This window comes from Rhizobium sp. BK251 (genome assembly GCF_004345245.1).
GTDB lineage: Bacteria > Pseudomonadota > Alphaproteobacteria > Rhizobiales > Rhizobiaceae > Rhizobium.
Genome location: NZ_SLUQ01000014.1, coordinates 32386 through 56128, shown reverse-complemented (window position 1 = coordinate 56128; position 23743 = coordinate 32386). Strand labels below are relative to the sequence as shown.

Annotated in this window: 22 protein-coding genes; 7 read left to right on the top strand and 15 right to left on the bottom strand. The window is 60.5% G+C overall.

Annotated features, from left to right (window positions below; translation table 11 throughout):
- The first annotated feature begins 49 nt into the window (after positions 1-49).
- Positions 50-328, top strand: coding sequence for a transposase (locus tag EV286_RS28670; RefSeq protein ID WP_165932973.1), 279 nt, complete (start codon positions 50-52; stop codon positions 326-328).
- Here EV286_RS28670 and EV286_RS28665 read toward each other — a convergent pair.
- The 6 genes from EV286_RS28665 to EV286_RS28640 form a co-directional block, all read right to left on the bottom strand.
- On the bottom strand, positions 288-1055 hold the full coding sequence (locus tag EV286_RS28665) for a response regulator transcription factor (protein ID WP_132960663.1): 768 nt from the start codon (positions 1053-1055) through the stop codon (positions 288-290). The two genes, EV286_RS28670 and EV286_RS28665, sit on opposite strands and share 41 nt — an antisense overlap.
- Positions 1056-1355: 300 nt before the next feature.
- Positions 1356-1976, bottom strand: coding sequence for a response regulator (locus EV286_RS28660; RefSeq protein ID WP_132960662.1), 621 nt, complete (start codon positions 1974-1976; stop codon positions 1356-1358).
- 72 nt (positions 1977-2048) lie between these two features.
- Positions 2049-2420 carry a response regulator gene (locus EV286_RS28655; RefSeq protein WP_132960661.1) on the bottom strand — a complete coding sequence of 124 codons (372 nt, stop codon included), beginning with the start codon at positions 2418-2420 and terminating at the stop codon, positions 2049-2051.
- A 10-nt stretch (positions 2421-2430) separates the two neighbouring features.
- A complete protein-coding gene (locus tag EV286_RS28650) occupies positions 2431-7965 on the bottom strand; it encodes an AAA family ATPase (protein WP_132960660.1) in 5535 nt (1844 codons plus the stop codon).
- A 311-nt stretch (positions 7966-8276) separates the two neighbouring features.
- The gene (locus tag EV286_RS28645; RefSeq protein ID WP_165932972.1) at positions 8277-10112 is read right to left on the bottom strand and encodes a winged helix-turn-helix domain-containing protein; all 1836 of its coding nucleotides are present in this window, start codon (positions 10110-10112) and stop codon (positions 8277-8279) included.
- Positions 10113-10683: 571 nt separating this feature from the next.
- Positions 10684-11613 carry an alpha/beta hydrolase gene (locus EV286_RS28640; protein ID WP_207909940.1) on the bottom strand — a complete coding sequence of 310 codons (930 nt, stop codon included), beginning with the start codon at positions 11611-11613 and terminating at the stop codon, positions 10684-10686.
- A gap of 281 nt (positions 11614-11894) precedes the next feature.
- Here EV286_RS28640 and EV286_RS32160 point away from each other — a divergent pair, with 281 nt between their 5' ends.
- On the top strand, positions 11895-12065 hold the full coding sequence (locus EV286_RS32160) for a hypothetical protein (protein ID WP_165932971.1): 171 nt from the start codon (positions 11895-11897) through the stop codon (positions 12063-12065).
- A 651-nt stretch (positions 12066-12716) separates the two neighbouring features.
- Here EV286_RS32160 and EV286_RS28635 read toward each other — a convergent pair.
- The 3 genes from EV286_RS28635 to EV286_RS28625 all read right to left on the bottom strand — a co-directional run bounded on the left by EV286_RS28635 (position 12717) and on the right by EV286_RS28625 (position 13900).
- Positions 12717-12902 carry a hypothetical protein gene (locus EV286_RS28635; RefSeq protein WP_132960658.1) on the bottom strand — a complete coding sequence of 62 codons (186 nt, stop codon included), beginning with the start codon at positions 12900-12902 and terminating at the stop codon, positions 12717-12719.
- A 104-nt stretch (positions 12903-13006) separates the two neighbouring features.
- The gene (locus EV286_RS28630) at positions 13007-13417 is read right to left on the bottom strand and encodes a hypothetical protein (protein ID WP_132960657.1); all 411 of its coding nucleotides are present in this window, start codon (positions 13415-13417) and stop codon (positions 13007-13009) included.
- Between the two features lie 273 nt (positions 13418-13690).
- Entirely contained in the window at positions 13691-13900 is a 210-nt protein-coding gene (locus tag EV286_RS28625; RefSeq protein WP_132960656.1) for a cold-shock protein, read from the bottom strand.
- 749 nt (positions 13901-14649) lie between these two features.
- Between EV286_RS28625 and EV286_RS28620 the strand changes: the two genes are divergently transcribed.
- The 4 genes from EV286_RS28620 to EV286_RS28610 all read left to right on the top strand — a co-directional run bounded on the left by EV286_RS28620 (position 14650) and on the right by EV286_RS28610 (position 15758).
- The gene (locus EV286_RS28620) at positions 14650-14859 is read left to right on the top strand and encodes a cold-shock protein (RefSeq protein ID WP_132960655.1); all 210 of its coding nucleotides are present in this window, start codon (positions 14650-14652) and stop codon (positions 14857-14859) included.
- A 112-nt stretch (positions 14860-14971) separates the two neighbouring features.
- Positions 14972-15256: a cold-shock protein gene (locus EV286_RS32330; protein ID WP_207909939.1), complete on the top strand. Its 285-nt coding sequence runs from the start codon at positions 14972-14974 to the stop codon at positions 15254-15256.
- Between the two features lie 26 nt (positions 15257-15282).
- Entirely contained in the window at positions 15283-15522 is a 240-nt protein-coding gene (rpsU, locus tag EV286_RS28615; RefSeq protein ID WP_132960724.1) for a 30S ribosomal protein S21, read from the top strand.
- 56 nt (positions 15523-15578) lie between these two features.
- On the top strand, positions 15579-15758 hold the full coding sequence (locus EV286_RS28610) for a hypothetical protein (RefSeq protein ID WP_132960654.1): 180 nt from the start codon (positions 15579-15581) through the stop codon (positions 15756-15758).
- 318 nt (positions 15759-16076) lie between these two features.
- Here EV286_RS28610 and ugpC read toward each other — a convergent pair whose 3' ends face one another.
- The 6 genes from ugpC to EV286_RS28580 form a co-directional block, all read right to left on the bottom strand.
- Positions 16077-17147, bottom strand: a complete 1071-nt coding sequence (ugpC, locus tag EV286_RS28605; protein WP_132960653.1) for a sn-glycerol-3-phosphate ABC transporter ATP-binding protein UgpC — start codon at positions 17145-17147, stop codon at positions 16077-16079.
- Entirely contained in the window at positions 17144-18073 is a 930-nt protein-coding gene (locus EV286_RS28600; protein ID WP_132960652.1) for a PfkB family carbohydrate kinase, read from the bottom strand. The genes ugpC and EV286_RS28600 overlap by 4 nt, the downstream gene beginning before the upstream one ends.
- Entirely contained in the window at positions 18073-19095 is a 1023-nt protein-coding gene (locus tag EV286_RS28595; protein WP_132960651.1) for an SIS domain-containing protein, read from the bottom strand. Before EV286_RS28595 ends, EV286_RS28600 begins: the two co-directional genes overlap by 1 nt.
- Positions 19092-19937, bottom strand: coding sequence for a carbohydrate ABC transporter permease (locus EV286_RS28590; RefSeq protein WP_132960650.1), 846 nt, complete (start codon positions 19935-19937; stop codon positions 19092-19094). Before EV286_RS28590 ends, EV286_RS28595 begins: the two co-directional genes overlap by 4 nt.
- On the bottom strand, positions 19937-20821 hold the full coding sequence (locus EV286_RS28585; RefSeq protein WP_132960649.1) for a sugar ABC transporter permease: 885 nt from the start codon (positions 20819-20821) through the stop codon (positions 19937-19939). Before EV286_RS28585 ends, EV286_RS28590 begins: the two co-directional genes overlap by 1 nt.
- Before the next feature lie 75 nt (positions 20822-20896).
- Positions 20897-22132, bottom strand: coding sequence for an extracellular solute-binding protein (locus EV286_RS28580; RefSeq protein WP_132960648.1), 1236 nt, complete (start codon positions 22130-22132; stop codon positions 20897-20899).
- 236 nt (positions 22133-22368) lie between these two features.
- On the opposite strand from EV286_RS28580, the gene EV286_RS28575 reads away from it, so the two are divergent.
- On the top strand, positions 22369-23595 hold the full coding sequence (locus EV286_RS28575; RefSeq protein ID WP_132960647.1) for an ROK family transcriptional regulator: 1227 nt from the start codon (positions 22369-22371) through the stop codon (positions 23593-23595).
- Positions 23596-23743: the final 148 nt, after the last annotated feature.

Sequence of the window (23743 nt, the reverse complement as noted above, 5' to 3'; positions counted from 1 at the left end):
TCCCCGGGGCCACTGCATTCCTGCTCGAATTCTTCGAAGGGGGGCGCCAATGGGCAAGAAAAAATTCAATGATGATGAGATCATGGATATTCTTCGGGAGCACCGGGCGGGGCTGACGGTCAGCGATGTATGCCGCAGACACGCGATCAGCGAGCCGACATTTTACCGCTGGCAATCCCTGCAGTTCAAGAATGCTGGCTTCGACGCCAAACGTCTGAAAGCGCTGGAGGAAGAAAACCAGAAGCTCAAAAAGCTGTTGGCCGAGGCCATGCTGACGGCGGCGACACTCAGCGAGATGCTTGAGAAAGCGTCCAGGGATCGGGTGTAGCCAGATCACCTATATCCTGCCCATTGAATGCCGTGGATCCCAGTCGCGCGACCACTTCGGTCCTGTTTTGGACCTGCAACTTGCGCATAATATGCTGCAGATGCATTTTGACCGTATGGTCCGACAGGTTAAGCTTTCCCGCGATCACCTTATTCGAGCAGCCGCACTGCAGCTCGGCAAGCACGGCCGCTTCCCGAGGCGTAAACTCGGTGTGATGCGTACGGTCAGCCGTGACTTTCTCGCTGCCAGACTGGGCTTTGATTTGTCCCTCCGAGTGGCTCGCAAGAGCGCCTAGCGGGTGAGGACAGAATATGCCGCCTGCGAGGACCAGTCGCAGACCGGCAAGGGCGACCTCAATCGGGATGGACGTCGTGAAGAAACCACGGATGCCCATTTGCAAGGCTTGGGACGCCATCAGGGCATCATCGGTGCTCGCAAGCAGCGCGATCGGCACTTCGGGAAAGCGTCCGGCAATAGCCGCCAGGTCATCGCGCAGGCTGTGGCTTGCTATGCTTCTACCCGCCAGATCCAGGGCGATAAGACGCACGTCCTTGCCAAGGGCCATATCGAGACTCTCGGTCGAGACCATATCGATAAAATTCCACCCGGCAAGTTCCCGCTCGAGAAGTTTTACTATCGTTGTACGTGCAAGAGTGGAATGTTCGATAACGATTACAGATGGTCCATTACGCCCGGATCGGCGCTTCGTTTCTAAACTGATGGACACGTTGCGCCCCCCAGAGTCTTCTGCAATCAAACCTTGCGTATATTATTCCTGTTCCCGCGTCATGTCATGATAAATTCAGGATTAATCCCGATCCGAGAGAGCCTTTATGAGAGCCCCCTTGCGGGCGATGCAGGGTGTATTGCAAGCCCTAAGATAGTACCCAGATTTTGATGAAATCAGGCGAGGTCGGCCAGGAGCCTTTCTACCACTTTAAGTGTTCCCTCGAGTTGTGGATATCTTCTTTCTTAAACCTGAAGTAAGGAGGCCGCCGCCGCATTCCGGCTCGCACGACGAAGCCCACTAGGACGTTGCCAGGCCGAGTTTTGCGTTCAGGGTTACCAGATCCGCAAGGGAGTCCACTTTCATCTTTCGCATCACCCGGCCGCGGTGTGCCTTTACCGTTGTCTCGCTTATTCCGAGTTTGCCGCCGATTTGCTTGTTCATGAGCCCGGACGTCACCAGCGCCATTACCTCACGCTCTCGGTTGCTCAGCGAAGAGTAGCAGTCTCTCAGCTGCTGCATTTCGTGCTCGCCATCGATCGCGCTGCTGCTACGATCTATTGCGTCCCGAATGGCGGCCAACAACACCTCGTCGCTGAATGGCTTTGTCAGAAACTCAACGGCTCCTGCCTTCATGGCCTGGACCGTCGTCGGCACATCGCCGTATCCCGTGATGAAAATGATCGGCATCTCGATCCGATCCGGCGCGACGAGCTTTTGCACATCCAGGCCGTTGAGCTTCGGAAGATTGACATCCAAAATCAGGCAACTTGGAACGGCTTCCCGGGGGTGCGACAGGAACGCCTCCGCAGAGTCGAATATCTTTGCCTTCCAACCTTCGACAATGATGAGTTCTTCCAACGATTCTCTGACGGAAATGTCGTCGTCGACAACGAACACAACGGGCACGGCTTCGGACATTGGCGGCCACCTCCATCCGCGATCGAATTCACCGAATTGATACTAGACCATTTTGCACAATATGTGGACCGCTCAGCCTTCTCGAAAGGCGGCATTGATGGCTCCCAGCAAGGCCGTGTCACTGAAAGGCTTCAACAAGCAGTCGACTGCGCCGCGTTCCATCACCTGCGGCCGGATCAACTCATCACCGTGTGCGGTAATGAAAATGATGGGAATGCTCGAGCCGCGACGTTTAAGCTCCAATTGGAGATCAGGCCCGGACATGCCCGGCATTGCGATGTCGAGAATGAGACATTTGGTCTTGGCCCTCCAATGAGATTTGAGGAAATCCTCGGCGGAGGAGAATACCTGCACGGCATAGCCGAATTCGCTCACCAAATCCGGTAGCGACTCCCGAACGGATTGGTCGTCATCGACGATCGATATCAGCAAACGATCCGTCATCTGGAACCCCTCATGACACACCGCCGTTCGTCTTGGAAGCTGAACGAACAGGGCCTGAGGCCCGGCTCGGCATGGCATCGCTATCTGCGCGTGGAATGGAGAAAGAAAAAGTACATCCAGGGCCATCATTGGCGGCCGCCCACAGGCGACCATGATGGCTCTCTACAATAAACCGGCTGACAGAGAGCCCCATCCCCATCCCGTCTTCCTTGGTCGTGTAGAACGCCTCGAAGAGCCGCTCGACAGCCTCCGGGGCAACGCCGATACCTGCGTCCTGGACGGCAAGTCTCACACCATCGGGGCCGTCCAGCGCCGTTCGGACCAGCAATCTTCTCGGACGATCGCATACGTCCCGCATGGCGTCCGATGCGTTCAGGAGCAAGTTTAGTATTACCTGCTGAAGCTGAATGCGATCGCCGACCACAGGCGGCAGACCTCCGACAAATTCGGACTGCAGAATGACGCCGCTTCGCTGAAGCTCGCTGGAAGAGAGCGCTATGATCTCTCGTGCCGCATCGTTCAGGTCTACGAGTTCGGTCGACGTGCCCTTCTTGCCAAACAGCGCGCGCAACCGCTTGATCACGTCCGCCGCGCGGTGGCCATCTCTGATCGAGCGTTCGGCCGTCCTGCGCGCGCCGTCGAGATTAGGCGGGTCGGCGGCCAGCATCCTGAGGCAGGTACTGGCGTTCGTGATGATGCCCAGAAGCGGCTGATTGACCTCGTGCGCGATTGACGCCGTCAGGACGCCAAGCGTCGTCACGCGCGTTACATGCGCGAGCTCGGACCGGGCTTTGCTGAGGGCCTCCTCGGCCCGGTAGCGCGCCGTTATATCCTGGATCGCCCCGACGTAGACCAACTCGCCGTCCTTGTCGCGGGCTCCGTGGGCGACCATGTGCAGGTGCTTGATGGAAGAATCCGGCATCTGCGCCCGGAAGAGATAGTCAAGATCGGTGGCAGGTCCGCGGGCTATCTCGACCATCTCGTACATGAGCGGACGATCTTCCGGATGGATGCGGCCTTGGATCAGCTCCGGCGTTAGCGGCACCGTCGGGTCGAGCTCATAGATGCGGTACATCTGTTCCGAAAACTCAATCTTGTTCGTATTCACGCACCAATACCAACTGCCGGTCAAGCTGAGGTGTTGCGCCTCCCGCAGCCATGTCTCGTTTCTTTTCAGGTCGGAATATAACCGGGCATTCTCCAGCCAGATCGCCGCTTGAGACGCCAGGAAATCCAGTACAGCCACTCTGTCGTTGGTGAAGGCGTGCGCGGTAAGGTTGTTCTCCAGATAGAGCACGCCTATGAGATCGGTCTGCTTGAAAATCGGGAGGCTGAGAACGGATCGGGGCTTGTTGCCACGCAGGTATTCGTCGTCCGGATCCAGGCCCTGAACAGAGGCATCACCAAGGACCAGCCGTTCGTGGGTGCGCAGCACATATTGGAGCGCCGACAGGGGAAGGGTGGACGGGGTGACAGGTGACCTTTCGACCACGACCTCTACGTTGCCCCGGCCCGTTGTGGCATTCGCTTCGACATGCGGCTCGCCGTCATGGAGAAGAATGAGGAGTCCGCGCTCGGCTCCCGCGTGTTCAACAGCCAGGCGCATGAGCTTTTCGAGCAGGCTGGGCAGGACCATTTCGCTGGAGAGGGTCTGAGAGGCCTTGTCCACGGTCTCTACGTCGAGTTGGGCCAGCGGCGCGTCGATCGTATCCACCCAGTGATGCGCGGATGCGCGCGGCCTCAGTTTCGGGTAGCGGGCATCAAGCTGCCTGACCTTACCCGAACCGCCCCACCGTTCATAGCAGCTACGCGCATTGAGGAGGTAGGCGAACGCAATGGTTTCAAGGCCGCGCGCCGCATGGAATTCGCCGGCGAGCTCGTTGGCGAGCGCTTCGTTCTGAAGGAAGCCATGCTCGCGCGAGAGCCGTACGGCCTCCTCATAGAGATATTGAGCCTCGATTTCGCGACCTTCGAGCCGCGCCATTTCGGCGCCCACCAAGGCACGTCGATTGGCAAAGTTTTCGGGGCAATTTTCTGCCCAGAGGCAAATCCGCTCGTAGTGTTTCGAGATAGCTTGGAAGCGTTGCGGGCGTTGCTCTTCCGGGTCCTTGTCGATTGCGGCTGCGCACGAGAGGGCCGCATAGAAATCATACTCGGCTTCCTCGATGGACGACCGCATGGTCCATCTAATTCCTTCCACCCTTTCGGCCGCCTCCAGGGCCGCGGGAAAATCCGCAGCAAAGAAGCGTTCCTGCAGCCTGAAAACCCAGTGGTAGCACACCATCATGGCCAGGCCCGGGTGTCCCTCGATATCCTGGCTGGCCCATTCCGCGTCGAATCCGTCTTCCGCGGCGACGCCGCGGAGCTTTCGGATGAGATCGAGCTGTCCGAAGAAACGCTCCGCGGGAATTCCGAGCTCAATTCTCCTGGCGAACGCCAGCGCCTGTTCGGCCTCTCGCTGAACCTGGGCAAGCGGCCTCCCGGAGACCAGCAGATGGGTCATGAGGTTTCTGGAATTATAGGCGGCGAAAGCCTTGTCGCCCATGGCGCTGCCGATCTCGAACGCGCGTGTCATCATCGGCCGGCAGAGGGGTATATGCTTGATCCATGGCATCGTGAACGCTGCAAAGCAGGAATAAACCCGCGCCTGGTAGCGGTCGGCACTGCGGCGATCCACCAGTTGGCAGCCGAGTTCGCCCAGGCCGAAGGCGGTCGAATAGTCCGAAAAATGCGAGCCCAGCGCCATGTTCAAGGCGGAGTAGGCAACGCTTGAGCTTTCGCAGTTGCCGTAGTCGAGGCTGAGGTTCGTCATACGCAGGAGCACGAGTTCCATCAGATACCTATCGACGGCATAGGCAGCGGGAAACAGCTCCATCAGCACGGACATGGTGGCGATGCAGCTCGGATCGCTCATGCTTGGCAGGTCGATGAGCTCGTCAATGGCTTGGTCAGCCAGTTTTCTTCGCATCTCTAGGTATTCGAGCTGTACGTCCGTTTCGCTCGGATGCGGTGACCACGCGATGCCGACCTGCGAGAGAAAGCCGAGTGCGACCTCCACGGCGCGTTCGCTTCTGCCTGTGGTAAAAAAGAGCAATACGGCAAGGCAGACGACGTCGGCTTGATCCGCGAGGTCAACAGCCCGTTCAGACAGCGAGGCGAGCCGGTGCTCTGCAGCGACAAGCTCGTTGCCGACAATTTCGCACTCTGCCTGTTGCAGCTCCAGATCGAAGGCCAACTGGTACTGCAGTTCCCAAGCACTTTGACCCAGCAACGCCCGCCCGGCGGCAAAATATGCATGTGCGGAGGCATATGCGCTTGCACCTTTGGCGCGCTTCCCCGCCGTGAGATTGAGTCCGGCCACCAGCCCTCGCTCGGAATCAGACTCGATAGCCGTTGTGCCTCTTTCGAACTGGTTGACGATCTCGAAGATTCTTTCGTCGCGTTCGGCCGGCGAGGCGACCGACAGGAGCCTTCTGCCAATTTGCAGATGCATCTCCGGTCGCTCACTTTCAGGAATGAGCGAGTAGGCTGCTTCCTGGACGCGGTCGTGCAAGAAAACAACGGAGTCGCCCAGGAGGTGTATCAAGCCCGCTTCCTCGGCCTCCTGCAGTGTCAGGCGAACGCCATCCTCCGAGCTTCCCCACGCACGTGCAACTGTTTGAATATCCGCGGAGTTCCCCAGGCAGGCCAACTGGCGCAAGGCTTTCTGCGTACCGGCGGATAGGCGGTTCAACTTCGAGGCCATCAGGTCAGCGACGTTGTCGGTGATGCCCTTTGCCTGAATCCGCTCGATATCCCATTGCCAGGTTGCGTGCTCTTGATCGAATGTGAGTAGTCCCTCGTCGGTCAATGCGACAATAAATTGTATCGCGAAGAATGGATTGCCTTCCGTCTTCTCCAGCACGAGCTCGGCCAGCTGGTTTGTCCGCCGCACATTCGAATTCAAGGTATCGGCGAAAAGGCGCGCCAGATGAGGGGCTCCAAGCGGCTTGAGGGCGATCTCGGCAATTGAGCCTCGCTTGGAGCGGATCGCATCAATGGTGATGGACAAGGGATGCCTGGGACCGACCTCGTTATCCCGGTAGGCGCCAACAACCATGAGATGATGTGTCTCGGGATCGGTGACGACAATCTCCAACAGCTCAAGCGTGCCCGCGTCCATCCACTGTAGATCATCGATAAACAGGATGAGCGGATGTTCCGGTTTGGTGAAAACACCAAGAAGGCCGCGGAACGCCGCCTGAAATCGAGCCTGCGCGCTCTGTGGATCGACCTGGGGTATTGGCGGTTGCTCACCGATCAAAAGAGAGAGATCGGGGATCAGGTTCACCATCAACTGCCCGTTCGACCCCAGCGCCGAAAGCAGTTCCTCGCGCCAGCGCGCGAGCTCCAAGTCACTCTTGTTAAGCAGCTGACGCACGAGTGCCTGAAGCGCCTGTGCCAGCGTGCCGTACGGGATATCGCGCTTGTATTGGTCGAACTTGCCGGTTGCGAACAGGCAGCGTGCCGGCACCGGCATCTTGTGAAGTTCGTTGACGAACGACGATTTTCCTATGCCGGAGTAACCCGACACGAACACCACCTCGCAGGTGCCATCGATCGCTGCACGCTTCGCCGCCGCAAACAGAACCTCGATCTCGGCGTCACGCCCATAAAGCTTTTCGGGAATGGCCAGTTGATCCGAGACATCCTTCTGGCCGAGCCGAAAGTTCTCGATTTCGCCTCGTGTGGCCCAGTCTTCAAGGCATTGGTGAAGGTCTGCTTCCAGCCCTGCGGCTGTCTGGTATCGTTCTTCGGGATTCTTGGCGAGGAGCTTCAGGACAATCGCGTCGATAACGGGAGGGAGGCTGTGAACTCTCGCGCTGGGTGGCAGGGGCTGCCGTGCGACATGGCAATGCATCCATTCCACCGGCTCTGAGGCCGTAAAAGGCAATTCCCCCGTAAAGAGCTCGTATAGGCTGATTCCCAGCGAGTAGAGGTCGCTTCGAGCGTCAATCGAACGGTTCATGCGGCCGCTTTGCTCGGGGGCCATGTAGGCGAGCGTGCCGGCAATGACATCCGTTGGCGCGGGAGCATGCGACTCGCCTCGCAGCCTCGAGGCGAGGCCGAATCCGGTCAGGCGAATTCGTCCATTGTCGAGGATGAGGTTGGCCGGCTTGATGTCCCTGTGAATGAGGCCGCGCTTGTGCATCTGGCTTACGGCGGCGGCCATGCTCGTGGCGACTTCCAGCAACCAGATCAAATCGCATGGTCTGTCTTTTTGAAAGAGCACGACATCCAGAGGTTCGCCGCCGCGATCCTCGAGAAGGAGCATGTCTACACCTTCATGGCGCGTGAGAGCTATCGGGCAAACGGCCCAGGCAGATTCAAGGTCGCACGCGATCTGGGTCTCATGCGCGAGGCGTTCATAGTTCCGGGAAGACGCTTGCTGTTCGGTGAGTGCCAGGGCAAGTACCGGCGGTTCGCCGGCCGCGTACCCGCGATACAACGTGAAATCCGCACTTGGTCGCAAGACTTCGAACCGATAGCCTGAATGCTGTTTCATCGTGCCCCCGCATCCCAATGCTGACCCGATCTTTTACAGCCGCGACTAAATCCTTGGTAGAAATGGCAAGCAGAGGTCCAAAACACGCACTCAAAGCCTCGGAGAGACGCGGTTCCCTAAGGCGTTTCTCTCCTCGTCCCTGCTAACGATTCGATCGTCCGGCTCTGCCAGCCTTTCTCGCGGGTCTTGAAGGTGTGGGCGCATGGTATTGCAGTCGCGCGTGGGCGTCGATAGTACTTAGGTGTCGGCCTCTACCAGCGCGCAACCCCGCCGTGCTACGCTACAGCAGTTCGCGGAAGTTCGAACGGCCTCTAGGCAATCGCCTCCGACAGGAAAGTCGGCATCCCGGCGTCTCCGGGGCCCCGGCCTCGTGGCCTATACGTGATCGCCGTTCGATCGCTCCTCTGCGAGCAGCTGCGAGACATGGCAAAGGCTTCTTGAAGCCGCCGCTCCCGCGGCGTGCCCCGATCAGCCTCCCTTAGTGCTCCCAAGGCGCGCCGACACCAATATTCGCACTCATCAAACCGCGAGAGCCGGAGCAATATCGGCGCCGCAGCGCATGCCAGATCGACGCCCATGAGAAGATAAGCCGGATTGGAAAAGCTCCACGTCAGCGCCTTGCGAATATTGTCCAGATGCGGCGCATAGGAGGAGACAACGGTGACGTCGTGGGAAGTGTGGACTTCAACGGCCGACGCCAGGAAGTCGATGTAATAGCCCGCATGTCTTCTTGCCGCCTCTTCCTCGTCGTCGCCTTGCGCAAGCTTGCGCGCCGCATAAGCCCTCGTCGCGTTGAGCAGCTTGTAGATCGTCGCCTCACGCTTGGCAGATATCGAGATGAGTGACTTGTCGACCAGGCTGACGATTGTCTTGATGATCGAATCTGATGCATCGCCGGGGTCCCCGGCGACCGCCTGCGCTGCATGCAGTGTGAATTCGCCGGCGAATACGGATAGTTTGCAGAGGATTTTCTGCTCTGCTTCCGACAATGTCTCGAAGCTCCAGTCGACCATGGATTGCAGCGTCTGGTGTCGGGGCGCGGCGCTCCTGCATCCCCTCAATGTGAGATCGGTATCGTCGTCGAGAAGGTCTGCGGTTCCGCGGATGCCATAGGTCGCAACGCGACTGGCAACGATCGAAATGGCCAGCGCAATGCCATTCAGGCGCCGGCAAATATGCGCAGCGATCGGGGCGTCGTCGTCACTCAATTCAGTGCAATATCCGCAGGACGCCGCCCTATGGATAAAAAGCTGCACGGAGGTCGAGGCGAGGGCCTCGCGAGCATTAGGCGTTTTCTCCGAAGGGCACTCGAGCGCTGCCAGGAAATGGACATTTTCACCTTCGGCGCGCAGGGCCTCGCGGCTGGTCGCCAGAAGATGCACCGTCGGTGCCGTGAGAAAAAGGCGCTCGCAGAGAGACGCGGCGGCGTCGATGACATGCTCGCAGTTGTCGATAACGAGAAGAGTGTGCCTTTCCGCCAGAAAGCTCAGGATCTCGGATTCGGGATCCCATCCGTCCGAAAAGCAGCCGAGTGCTTGGGCGACGGCGGTCGGGACGTCGTCGGTCGCACCAATCGAGGATAGATCGACAAAGAACATGGCACCGCTGCCGAACCGCTGACTCAGCGAATGGGCTACGGCCACGGCGACAGTCGTCTTGCCGATACCTCCAGGCCCGATCACGCTAACGAAACGCCGCGACATGAGCAGCGACGACAATTGCGAGACAGTATCGGTCCGGCCAACCAAGAGGCCCGGCAGCGATGGTATCTTGCTGCGCAATGCATTGACATCCGGCGCGGCATCCCGGGCAACATCCTGCGCGTTGGAGCGCCGAACCCGTGCTACGAAGCTATAGCCCTTTCCCGGAACGTTGATGATGTATCGGACCCCTTCCTGGCCGTCCCCCAAGGCTCGCCGGAGGACGGAGAGTTGAGTCCGAAGATTGACGTCTTCGACCGTGACATTTTTCCAGACAAGATCCGTAAGCTCTCGCTTGCTAACAATGCTGCCTGCCTTGTCGACCAGGGCAATCAGAATATCGAGTGCCCGGCCGCCGATCGCAACAGGTCCGTCACCCGTAAGAAGCAATCGTTCTGAGGGGATCAGGCGGAAAGGGCCGAAATGGATGATGTCGCCGGTTTTCAATTTACAGCAGCCTTCGATTATAAACCGCAGTTTCTGTCCAGCGAGAGCCGCCGGTTGCATGCAAACTCCCGGTTTGCACGTTGATCCCGCTCCGAAAAAACTGCCATTCGGCATCTTCTCGAAGAGAAACCGCATAAGCGGCGCGCCAATCGTCTAGTCGGGTTACTGCTACCTATCTAATGAGCGCAACAATCTTCTGAGCTGTTTATCTGCAGCGCAGACAAGATTTATTTGCGTCGAGGTATTTCGATTTAAAAGCGCCTGATTTTGATGCGCAACTCGATACATTAATATCAGTACAGGCGGTTGGTGTTCTATTGGGGCGATGTCTTCGTTTTTCTTAAGTATCATCATGCGAGTATGACGTGTTATGCATTACTCGCGCTGATAGAATACTGTCGATCATTCTCTGGTTATTTTGACATGATATTGTATTGTTGGGTGAGTGTCGATTGTACTTAGGTGTTGGTCCGAGGGCATATTCCACCTTGTACGGCGGCCGGCAATCAGAACGCCGGCGTGCCACAAGGTGAGCACATCCGTCTTGTTTTGGCCGAAGCCGCATTGCCCGTCAGTAAGGAGCGAACCGAGCGTCCGACGCGAGGAATGCTGTCGCCTGCCTTGTGAAGGACTCGTGATATTGAAAGAGGGAGCCGTGCCCGGCGTCGGGATAGGTGAGGAGAACCGCGTTCGGGAGGTTTTCGCTCAACCAGTATGAGTTCCTGACGGGGATCATCTCGTCGTGCACGCCGTTGATGACGAGCGTGGGCTGGCGAATGTTCTTCAGATCGGCAAAGCGCTCGCCGCTATATCTCTCCCACTCGCGAAAATCGGCGATCTGGGCCAAGGCAATTTGGGGGCCGGAGGGAGGTTCGCGATCCAACGTCCTTTGCGCGAGCCTTCCAATGAAGGCGCCGCCGGCGGCCTGGCTCGCCGGTGAGGGCGTGAAGAAGATCTTCTGCAGGATCGCGTATCCCTTGAGGGTCGGGTCGCTGAAGTATTTGGAAAGATTGGGCCGCTCGATGCGCATGATGTCTTCGCCGCCCCGTGGAGCCGTGCCCACCAGAATGATCCGTCGAAAGACAGAGGGCCGATCCTGTGCCATCTGCTGAGCGACCATCCCGCCAAGCGAGTATCCGAGGACGTCGCAGCTGCTCAGACCCAAGCCGTCGAGGAATGCAAGCGCGTGCTTGGCCATCTCTCCGATCGTTCGCGGTGTGTCGCCAGAGGAGCGGCCAACGCCCGAATTGTCGAAGAGGATGACTTCTCGGCCGGAGGCGAGCGGATCGGTGACCGCAGGATCCCAGTTGTCGAGCGTTCCCGTGAAATGCTGGAGGAAAAGCAGCGGGAGGCCGGTGCCTCCGCCGAAGCGCCTGAAGGCATATGTGTGTTCTCCCACCGTGAGGTACCGGGTCGGGGCGTCAACATTGGTCGCACTCGCTTCTGATGACATGGCGAAGCTCGGGGCTTGATGGACTTCAGCGATCCTGGACGCGCTCATTTCGGCCTCCGGTTGATCCGTCGAGTCAAGCGTGATCCGCACCGGCCTCCGATGCCAGTAAAGTTTCGCAAAGAGTTGCTTAGCGGCGCGGAGCTTGGCTGCGGTTGGCTTCGACATCCGACACGATAGGCGCAGAGGCAAGGACGCTACTGAAGACGTGCGGAGCTCTAGAAGATGAGATCTGTGAACCTATTTATCCATGGACGTATTGGCACTCGGGACAGCGATTGAAGAAGGTCGGGTCAACCCCGGCCTCTTTTGTTTGAAGACGGAGAAGCGTTATGAAGAAGACGGATGCCGACATCCTGCTATCGAGAGCCCGGCGCCAGGTGGCCAACACCAGCGGCGGCGGTCACCTCGGTGGAACCAATTTCGGCCAGTCGCTCGATGCCAAGACATCATCCTCCAAGGGCAAGGGCGAGAAGACACGTCGGCCTGTCCGAGGAAAATAAGCCGCAGCCACGCGATTGCTCGCGTCTCAAGATAAAAACTCCTAACGGCGAGCGGCGCGGCAAAGCCGGCGACTTGTTTTAACCACAATGGCTCACTATATCTCACTTCAGCGGCATTGCTGGTGAGCGCTGGAAAGTATCTGTCGCTCGCAATGTTGTAATGGCTTATGACCTTGACCACGGATGTACTGGCATTGGTAGGTAAGCGATTATGAGGAAGGTCGGTGCGCTTTTGCCCCGGCCTTTTTTATTTTTATCGTCAGGGGAATCAGGATGAAATTACGTGCAGCTGACGAGCAACAGCGGACGCTGTCAAAAAGCGAAAAAACAGCAAGGGCGACAAATGACGCCGCATGGGAAATCATAGAGCAAGAGCGCGCACGCACCGACGCAAAGAGCGAAAGGCTGCGCCAAGCGCGCCTTGCAAGTGAAGCGCTGGAAGCCGACAAGGCCAAGACTGCGACCAAGGCGAAGCGAAAGAGCGGCAAATCAGCTTCCTCCGAAACGCCGGGTCGATGATCCCTGCGTCGCCGCTATCATTCGGCAGAAACTTCTGGCTTAGTTGTTGACGGCAGGTCAGCGAACTTGCCGGAGGCATCTGCCTGCCGTTCGCATCTTTTCGCTATCCATATGGAATATCAGGCGCCGCGACTATCGCTCGCGCAGCTCGGACAGTATCCCTGTCTTGAACCGCAGCAGCAGGGATTGTGATGCTTCGCATCGCGGACCCGCAAGCGGCTCCATCCTGGATGTGACGTAGCCGGCCTTCTTCAGGATTTCGCGCAGCATTTGCGTATCGGATGAGCGAAAATCCACCTGATTGGCATTGGAAGACATCCGGTCCTCCTTTCAGTCAAGGTTAGGGTGGGGACCCTCAACCAGCAGCGCCCGGACTTGGCTTCTGAGGCAGTCAGAATGCGCTTCGCAGCCCTCTTTGGCAATTAATCAATCAAGGTCAATTGGCGGCGTTTCGTCGCGAGCTTTTCCTCAGCACAATTTACTATCTCTTGACGGTGGATGTGGTCGGTGAGGCGCCGTTGGGGGTCATCGGCAGCTCGGCAGGCCAGTGCGATTTTGCCTCGGCTTTTGCCGGTCGCGTTGCTTTCCATGCCGGGCAGGCGCATGGTGACTGGATCAGCAGCTGTTCTCAGTCGCTGCTGGTTGAGGGTTGCCACCCTAACCTCGACCGAAAGGAGGGCGTTATGTCTTCCACGCTCCGCGCGGCTGTTACAAGCGATGATCTGAACATGATTCAGGGCGTTCTCAGTGGTGCCGGCTACAATGCCGACCTCCTTCTTGAGCAGCCTCGCACATTCAATGCAGCTGCATTTCTCCTGATCCACTTGTTCCAAGGTGGAATGACCTCGGCGGACGAACTCGCGAGCGAGCTACGCAAGCGTCTTGGCCGGCCGCCACGGAGGATGTCGTCAGCACGGGCTTCGCCGCCACAGCGGCGCATATGAGGATACACCCGGCGCAAAGCTTCTTGCCGTGAGCAAAGGAACAACCGAGCCCGGCGCGGCTCACTCTGCTTGGCCTAGAAAAGCAAAAGGCCGGTCAGACCGGCCTTTTTTCTGTTGTCGTCACCCTGCCAGCACATCTGTGGTCAAGAGTGAGCAGACACATTAGACGGCACGCAGATTATCTGCGGACGACTTGCCAGAGCGCTTGTCCTGAACGATGTCGAAGGTGACCTTCTGACCGTCCGAAAGTCCACGCAGACCCGCGCGCTCAACGGCGGAGATGTGAACGAATACGTCGGCAGAGCCATTATCCGTTTCGATAAAGCCAAAGCCCTTCGATGCATTAAACCACTTTACCGTGCCTGTATTCATGGCGATTTCCCTTGGATCGTACATAAGTTTAGGTGCTGCCGCGTAAAGTCACGAGGCAGTATTTTAGACCGAAGTTGAAAGGGAAATTCGTGGCGCCTCCGCGCAAACAAAGATCATCAAACAAGATCGATGCAAAACGATAGGCGCAAAGCGTGGATTTAGCAAGCCGCCGACGGATATTTGTCGATCCGCATCGCCCGTCCCGCGCCTCATTCCAAGGCAGAATCGGGGCGGCGCGACCGTCACAGGCGGGGGCTAACGGCCAATCCGGCCGCGAAAATCCTCGATGACGTATGGCGTGTTTCAGTCGCCGTCCCAGCCTTCAGTCATCATTGCGAATTCCAAAGAGCCGCACGCCCGGGAAGCTGTATGGGCTCTCGCTCCCATGCGGGATCAAGATCATCTCGAGCGACTTTTATGGACCCGACACACGAATCGCCCACGATGTGTTCACCCATTCCGTCGTCCTCTCGTTCAGAGGAAAATTCGCAATGGTGGGCGCGTTTATCGATGGGTCCGCAGGCATCACGGCAGCGGAGGACTGCTGTTGGTCGAACGGATGATACGGCTGGCCCACGATAAAGTGCCGGCCGTCATTGCTTTATCGCCGTCGGTGTTTATATTGGCACGATCGAACTTTGCTGACGACTTTTGTCCGAGCCTTGCGGCCCTCTCAGATCTCCTCTCAACGTCGATTTTTGTTGCCGGGTCGCTGTTGACCGGGTGACGAGCGATTGAAAGGGAATCCTATGAATACCGGCACCGTAAAGTGGTTTAATGCATCGAAGGGTTTTGGTTTCATCCAGCCTGACGACGGAAGTGCGGACGTCTTCGTCCACATTTCTGCGGTAGAGCGCTCTGGACTGCGCGCTCTTGCCGAGGGCCAGAAGGTCAGCTTCGACATCGTGCAGGACAAGCGCTCGGGCAAAAGCTCGGCGGACAACCTACGGGCGGCCTGAATCTCTGACATTTCCCCGCGTGGCCACGAGTGGGCCGGTACGCCTTGGGGCGATGATGACAGAAGGTCGCGATAGTGCACCGGCCTTTATTCTTGCCATATTGGAGAATTACATGCCGAGGCATCTGTATTCGGTCGGCGACTCGGTCTTCCTCAAGACCGGTGGGCTTCGTAGCCCCAAGTCGGAGCGCCCGTGCCGTATTCTTTCGGTACTTCCGGAAACCTATGGTATGGCGCAGTATCGCATACGGTTCGACGATGAGAATTGCGAACGACGCATAACAGAGGCCGAGATCGACAACGAACTTTCAACCGCCACTGGAAAGAAGGAGCGCTCACGGCCCGCTGCTTCGGTGTCCTCATGGATCAACCCCAGTGCCATCAAAACCAGAAAATAGCGGCGCGAGCCGGAGAAGGAGATACTTTGCAAGTATTCGTCAGAGACAACAATGTGGACCAAGCGCTTCGGGCGCTGAAGAAGAAGATGCAGCGCGAAGGGTTGTTTCGTGAAATGAAGGCGCGTAGCGCCTACGAAAAGCCCTCGGAAAAGCGCGTTCGGGAAAAAGCCGAGGCTATTCGCCGGGCACGCAAGGCGGCTCGCAAGCAACTGCAGCGCGAGGGCCTGTTGCCCGCGCCGAAGAAGAAAGTCTTTGCCGCCCGCTAGCGGGCGTCGAGGAGTCGCGTTTTCGATCTCCCTTGCGGCACGAACTGGAGGAAGAGATGACAGCCACGAAGGAAGAATTCTTCAAGCCTGCTAAGCTCGCGGCCGAGCAGGCTGGCAGCATCGCCAAGCAGATCACGGCGGCGGAGGTTGCCGCACGGGAGAAGAAGACCCAGGAACTCCGGGCGCTGCGCCTGGCTCAAGCCCAGGCCCATTCGCTGAAGAAGCATGTGAAGTAGCCGCCTCCTCGATCGCCGCAGCCGGTCAAACGTCGAGGCGCCCGTTGGCGCGGGTTTCCGCGACGGCGCTGCCTTGATTTCCAAATAGAACCGATCCCCATTGCAGTACCCCCACGACTGGACGAGGTGACGGGAATGCCGTTGCCGTCTCTCCAGCTGGAAAGGCGGGGCGGAAATCAGTCTCGATAGCTGTCGGTCAGCGCGGCGGGTTCGTCGCCCCGACGGACCATGACCTCTGCGGTTCAGGACGGTTCAAACGCCGCCCGAACTCAAGTGCTGCATCAGGTTCGAAGCCGAGTTGGTTTTCAGGACTGCCGGTCAGAGGCAGCTCACGCCGCTTTCCGGGTCGAAGAGGTGCATCGCCTCCTCTTCGAAGGAAAGGCGCAGGGCCTCACCCGGGAGAAGCCGGGTGCGCGGTGGCAGGCAAGCCATGAGGCGCTGCGAACCGGCGCTGGCGCTGACTACGAGCTCCGGACCGGTGAGCTCTGCCACGTCGACAGTCGCGGCAATCGAGGGACCGGCGCCATGAAGCTTGAGCAATTCCGGGCGCAGGCCGAGAACCAGCGGGCGACCCTCGTCAAGCCGGCCGGCGAAGCGGGTGGGCAAGGGCAGCGTTTCGTCGGTGCCCTCCAGCGCCAGGCGTCCGCCCTTTGCCGTGACCTTGAGGAGGTTCATCGGCGGCGCGCCGACGAAGGTTGCAACATAGAGCGTTGCCGGGCGATCGTAGATTTCCTCCGGCGTGCCGAGCTGTTCGATACGTCCGTCGCGCATGACGGCGATGCGCGTCGCGAGCGTCATCGCCTCGATCTGGTCGTGGGTGACGTAGACCACGGTCGTCTTCAGCATCTGGTGCAGGCGCTTTAGCTCGGTGCGCATCTCCATGCGCAGCTTGGCGTCGAGGTTCGACAGAGGCTCATCGAAGAGAAAGACGTCGGGCTTTCTCACCAATGCCCGGCCGATGGCGACGCGCTGGCGCTGGCCACCGGAAAGCTGGCTCGGCTTGCGGTCGAGCAGGTTCTCGATCTGCAGCAGGCGGGCGGCCTCACGCACAGCCTTTTCGCGCTCGGCGGTGGGCACCTTGCGCATTTCGAGGCCGAAGCCGATGTTCCGGTGCACCGTCAAGTTCGGGTAGAGGGCGTAGGACTGGAAGACCATGGCGATGTTGCGGTCCTTCGGATGTACACCGAGGATAGACCTCCCGCCGATCTGGATGTCGCCGCCGCTCGCCTCGGCGAGGCCCGCGATGATGTTCAGGAGCGTGGACTTGCCGCAGCCGGAGGACCCGAGCAGCACCAGGAATTCACCGCTCTCCAAGGCGATGTTGATGCCTTTCAGCGTCTCGACGTCGCCATAGGTCTTGCGGATGTCATGGATTTCCAGCGCGCTCATCGCTTAGTGTCCTCGAATATCGAAATCCCGTCGTAGCTGCGGGGCAGTGTAGATATGGCGCGTGAAGCGATCCTCGTGCCGGCGGCAAGGCTTTCCGAAAGCGGTTTGCCCGCCGCGAGCGCGGCGAGGAAGGCGGCATTGAAGACGTCACCCGCGCCGATCGTGTCGATCACCTTTACGGCGGGTGCGGCAGCTGACAACAGAGCGCCATCCGGCCCGATTGCGATTGCGCCATCCGGTCCGCGTTTGACCACGACGGTCGCGCCGGCCGGCATGTGGGCCTGGATCGTGCGCGCGGCTTCGGCCGGATCGTCCGAACCGGCAAGTGCGTTCGATTCCACCTCGTTCAACAGGGCGATGGCCGAACGCGAGAGCCAGCCGCGGGTCGCCTCGCGATTCCGTTCCGTCCAGCCGTCGAGCGGCCAGCCGGTGTCGAGCGCTACGGCGATACCGTTGCTATCGGCCCAGTCGAAGAAGGCGTCGTAGCGTGCCGTCAGGTCGTCGGTCAGGAAACAGCCGCAGAGGAGGAGATAGCCACCCTGCAGCGCGTTGCCGTCGAGGGCGGAAAGGGCGTCTTCCAGGCTGAAGCGCGGCAGGTGCCCGCGTGTGGTGAAGAAGGTCCGCTCGCCGTCCGGATGGGTGATGCCGACCGAAAGCGTCGTGCCTTCGGGGCGAACCGGCCACTTCTCGGCGCGGTGGCCGAAGCTTTCCTTCAACCAGCGACCGAACTGGTCGTCGCCGATATTGGCCGCAATAGCGAAGTCGACACCAAGCGCCTCCCAGGCGAGGGCGCTGTTGCCGGCCGCGCCGCCGACGCGCAGCTCGTCGTGATCGACAATGATCTCGGTGCCCGCCTTCGGCCAGGGCGCGGCAGGACCGAGGATGAGGTCGATGTTGACGTTGCCGACGACTGCTAGCGGACGCATCACTCGCTCCGGGTGATCTTGGTCGAGCGGACCGGCGTGCCGGCGTTCTCGACGCGAGTCTCGGCGAAGGCGATCATCAGCTTCTGTGCGACCGGCAGCATGGAAAAGATCGCGGCGAGCCCCGTCGCGGGCGGGAAGCGGATGGTGGTTGCTCCGGTCACATCCTCCTCTCCGGAGGCATCGAAGATGATGACAGGCGCGCCCGTCTCTACGGCCGAAGTGGCCATGGCTGTCACCAGCCCGGCTGTCGAGTCCTTGCCGCGGAACAGGATCACGCCGATCTTGGGGCCGAGCATTTCCATCGGGCCGTGGCGCAGTTGTCCGCCTTCCAGCGAGAAGCAGGGGCAGCGGGAAAGTTCGGTCAGGCCGAGTGCCAGTGCTTCGGCAAGGCCCTGCAGACGGCGGCCCGACGTGACGATGCTTGCGACGCCTTCAAGGGCGGAAAGGGCTGCATCGATGGAAGCGGCCTCGGGCGAGCGCAGCACGGCAAGAGCCGGCGCGGCATCCTCCCCGAGCGCGGCGAGGACAGCGAGATGCAGCGCAAATGTCACCGTCAGGCTGCGGGTGGCCGCGAAGGCAAGCTCGGTGCCGCCCGCCCCGACCAGCGAGGGAGCGGCGCCTGCGAGGAAGGATCCGGCCTCCAGGGTCAAGCCGAAGGTGTCCGCCGTTCCGCCGGCCTCGGCGAACCAGCGATGCACTTCGGCGCTCTCACCCGATTGCGACGTGACGAAGATGGTGCGCCCTTCGAGGGCAAGCGGCTGGCCCAGCTGCTCGGAGAGCGGGACTGCGATGGCGTCGACGCCAAGCGCGCGGTAGAGCGGCTCGACGGCGCGGTTGACGGCATGGGAGCCGCCCATGCCGAGAAGCAGCAGCGCGCGGGTTCGCTTCAGCGAGGCGGCGGCCTTGGCGGCCGTCTCCGCCGCACCGTCGAACGAGGAAAGCGCATCGGCGTGCTGGCGTGCCATTTCGCGGTCGATGGCGGCAAGTCCCGCCGGGCGTGGTTTGTTTGCGTTCATGGTCATCCCTTGACGCCGCCGCTAGTCAGTCCCGAGATCAGGGCACGTTGCATGAGGAGGCCGACCAGCACCGGCGGCAGGGCGGCAAGCACGCCGGCTGTGGCAATCAGCCCGTAATCGGAGACGCGTCCGCCCGCCAGGTCGGCGATGGCCACCGTCAGGGTCTTGGCCCGCTGGTCAGAGGTGAAGAGCAGTGCGTAGAAGAATTCGTCCCAGGCGAGCAGGAAAGCGAAGAGTGCCGAGGTCGCCATGACAGGCATGGCGAGCGGCAGGGTGATGATCTTCAGCGTCTGGAAAAGGCCCGCCCCATCGATCATGGCGGCGGATTCGATCTCCTTCGGAATGGAATCGAACCCGGATTTCATCAGCCACGTGGTGAAGGGGGCGAGGATCGTCAGGTAGACCAGCGCCAGGCCGAACACGTTGTTCAACATGCCGAGATAGGCAAGTCCCTGGTAGAGCGGTACGGCGAGCGCGACCGGCGGCAGCATGTAGGTGGCAATCACCATCGAAAGCGACCAGCCGACGGATGGCGTTCGGGAAACGGCCCAGCCGGCGGGAATGGCGAGCGCCAGCGCCACCAAGGTCGCCATGCCGGCAATGGTGATGCTGTTGCGCAGCGAGGCGGTGAAGGCGGCCCCCGCGCTGTTCTCCACGGTCGATAGCAGGACACCGTAGCGCGAGAAATCCGCCGTTTGCGGCCACCAGCGCAGCGGTTTCGCGGCAAGATCGGCGGCCGGCGATATGCTCATTACAAAGAGCCAGAGGATCGGCGCGAGGATGATGAGCGCAAGCAGGATGGCCGAGATATAGATGAAGATCGTGAAGAGAGGGCTCTTGCGTTCCATCAGGCGGCACTCCCCGCAGCCTTGCGCACCAGCGACGCGTAGGTCGCCGCCAGGACGCTGACGAGCAGCGTCACGATCAGGGCCAGCGATGCTCCCGACCCTGCGCGCTGGAAGGAGAAGGCTTCCTGGTAGACGAGGATCGAGAGCGTGCGCGTGCTATTGGCCGGGCCGCCGCGCGTCATGACCCAGATGATGTCGAAAACCTTGAAAGCCTCGATCGTGCGCAGCACCAGCGCCACCATCAGCGGTCCGGCAATATGCGGCAGGATGACGAAGCGGAAGCGCGAGAACGGGCCGGCACCATCCACCAGCGCGGCCGCCGTCACGTCGCGCGGAACGGCTTGCAGGGCTGCCAACGCGATGAGAGCCACCAGCGGAAAATTCTTCCAGCAATCGGCGACGATCAGTGCGGTGAGAGCGCTGCCGGGCTCGCCGAGCCAGGAGCGGTATGTGTCGATCAGGCCGATCTGCGTCAGGGCAGCGTTCAATGCGCCGTATTCTGGATTGTAGATCAGCCGCCAGAGCGTGGCGTTGACAACGGTCGGCAGCGCCCAGGGAAGGATCATCAGGGCGCGCAGCGTCGTGCGGCCCCGGAATTCCTGATTGAGGAGCAGCGCTGCCAGCACGCCGACCACCATTTCGGCGGCCACGGAGACAATGGCGAACCATGCCGTCGTCAGCAGCGTGCGCTGGAAATTATTGCCGGAGACCATCTTCACATAGTTGTCGATGCCGACGAAGTTGCCGGGCGTACCGACAAGTTTGGCGTCCGTGAAGGAAAGGCCGACGGTGTCGGCAAGCGGCCATCCGATGACGGCGATCATGACCGCGAGCAGGGGCAGCATCAACAGCCATGCGCGGGTTGTCAGCCAGGTGCCGGACATGGAGCGCTCTTTCGGTTTACTGAATGCGGAAAGGCCGGGCGGCAGCGTCTCGCGCCGCCCGAGTCGATGGTTGGCCTAGAGGCCGCTGTCCTCGGCTGCGGCCTTCAGCGCGTCCTCCGGCGGGGACTGGCCGAGCAGCGACTGCTGAATGGCCTGCTGGAGGGCGGTGGAGAGTTCCTGGTACTTCGGCGTCGTCGGGCGCGGGTACATGGCGGCGAGCCCGACCTTGGCGGCGGCGATCAGCTCTTCCTGGCCCTTGGTGACGGCCGGATCCTCATAGGAGGAGGCCCAGATCGGCAGGCTGAGCTTGGCGTACTGGTTCTGCGTCGCCTGCGAGGTCATGAAGGCGATGTACTTCCACGCCTCGTCGGGATTCTTGCTGGCAGTCGTCACGCCGAGGCCCATCGAGCCGTTGACGGCCGAAACCTCGCTCTTGCCGGCCACGCCCGGAGCCGGAACAACGCCAACCTTGCCGGCGACCTTGCTGTCCTTCGGGTCGTTGGCCATGTTGTACATGTAGGTCCAGTTGAGCGCGAAGGCAGCGTCGCCGTTCTGGAAGACCTTGCGGACGTCCTCCTCCAGGAATTCCTTGGAGTTCGGGTTGGTGACGCCCGAGGCGTAGCTGGACACCATGTAGTTCAGCGCATCGAGACCGCCGCCGTTCTGGAAGTCCGGCTTGCCGTCCTTGAGGAAATCGCCCTTGTAGGCGCTGACGAGGGTGGTGTAGTCACAGATCGCGGCTTCCGCCTGCGCCCAGCTCCAGGCGATCGGAGTGGCAAGCAGGCCCTTGTCCTTGATCGTCTTGGCCTGCTCGGTCAATTCTTCCCAGGTCTTCGGCGGGTTCTTGATACCGGCCTTTTCCAGGATTTCCTTGTTGTAGAACAGGTACTTGGTATCGAGGATCCAGGGCATGCCGTAATACTTGCCGTCGTACTGGACGGTGGTCCATGCGCCGGGCAGCACGCCCTTCTTCATATCGTCGGTGACGCGCGAAGAAACGTCCACCAGCACGTTGTTGCTGGCATATTCGGCTGGCCAGATCACGTCGAAGAGCACGACGTCGTAGCCGCCGGAGCCCTGCGCCAGCACCGTCTTGTCGTGCAGGCCCTCATAGGGGACGAATTCGAGGTTGACCTTGATATCCGGATTTTCCTTGGTGAAGGCGTCCGTCATCGCCCTCACATCGGCTTCGCTATAAGCGGCCTGCGCCATGAAAAGCGCGTTGATCGTCGTTTCGGCGTAGGCATGCGACGCGAAGGACGCGCCGATGAGGGCCGCGCCCATCAAAAGCTTGCTTGAGGATTTCAACATTCCTGCCTCCAGTTTTCTTGACATTCACGCGAGTTTTGATGGCGGGTCGCGAACCGTCACCAATGGTCTTGCGAGCGTCCACGGCATGCGCGGGCGCCGGCACTTCGTCGGAGCGTCATTGAGCCGGCCTTTGTTCGGCCCTCGGCGTTCCCCGGAACTCTTCGGTTCCTTATTAAGTCAACTGTATTGACTTATTAGTTCTTCAATATTCTATAGGAGTCAAGAGGGAATTGCTCATGAAAGACGGACGTCCGATCCGGGCCAAGAGCGGCACCAATCACGAAGGCACGAGCGCCCATAACCGGCGCGTGATGATCGACGCGCTCAGGGTCAACGGGGCGTTGTCGCGGGCCGATCTGGCGCGGGCGACGCGGCTCACCAAGCAGGCCGTCTCCAACATTATCGACGAGCTCGAAAGCAATGGCCTCGTCACCGCGCAGGACGTCGTGCGCAAGGGCAGGGGCCAACCCTCGCGACCCTACCAGCTTGTACCGGAGGGGGCCTTTGCGATCGGCCTGCAGATCGACCGGCACGTCACGCGTGCCCTGGCGGTCAATCTCGTTGGCGAAGTGCTCGCGCGGGCCGAGGCGGTGTTGCCGCGCGGTGGTCCGGCAAGGGGCATCGCCACCATTCTCGACCTGATCGCCAGGGTGCGTCGTGACCTCGTCCGCCTTGCCGCTCGCGCGGAGGAACGGCTTGTGGGCCTGGGCGTCGCCATGCCCGGACCCTTCGGCATCGGGGGCGGTGGCGACGATCCCTGGATGATGGAGGCCTGGCAGGCCTTTCCGCTGATCGAGACGCTGGGGGACGGGACCGGCCTCGATGTCGGGCTGCAGAACGACGCTGCCGCCTGCGCCACAGCCGAGCGCATGGTCGGCGCGGCCCATGGGCTGGACCATGCCGTCTGCCTTTATCTCGGCTATGGTATCGGCGCCGGGTTGATCCTCGGCGGCGAGCTTTACAGCGGTGCCAACGGCAATGCCGGGGAGATCGGCATGGCGTTGCTTTCGGCTTCCGGCCCTGCCGCTCCGCTGGAGCACCGGGCCTCGCTCGCCTCGCTCTATCAGCATCTCGACATCGATCCCGCCAGCCCCGACCTCTACGCGGTCATCAACCGTCTCGCCGAAGAAGGCGACCCGCGCATGGCTGGATGGATCGAAAGAGCTGCCGGCGACTTGCGCTGGAGCGTGCATCTGCTGGAGACGGTCTTCGATCCGCAGACCGTCATTCTCTGCGGCGCGCCGGATCGACTGGCGAGCCGGCTGGTCGACGCGATACATCCGTTGCTGCCCTCCATCGCAGAGCACCGCGACCGGAGACTGCCGCGCCTGCAGCCCGGTATCGCCGACCCATGGTCCGTTGCGCTCGGCGCCGCCGTCGAACCCATCGGACGGGCCTTCGACCCACGGTTTTCGGCCATATGGAAAGGTTCTCCTCAGCCGGCCGCGAGCCAATACGGGTAGAAACGCGTTGACGGTTCGGTGGTGCCGCTCGGCGCCAGAGTTCGAGCCGGCCGAGCGATATGCGGATCAGCAGCGCGCGATCGTGGCCAGGCGCTGGAGTCTCCCGACCTTGCCGTGTGGGACCTACTCGTATGCTACCGTAAAATAC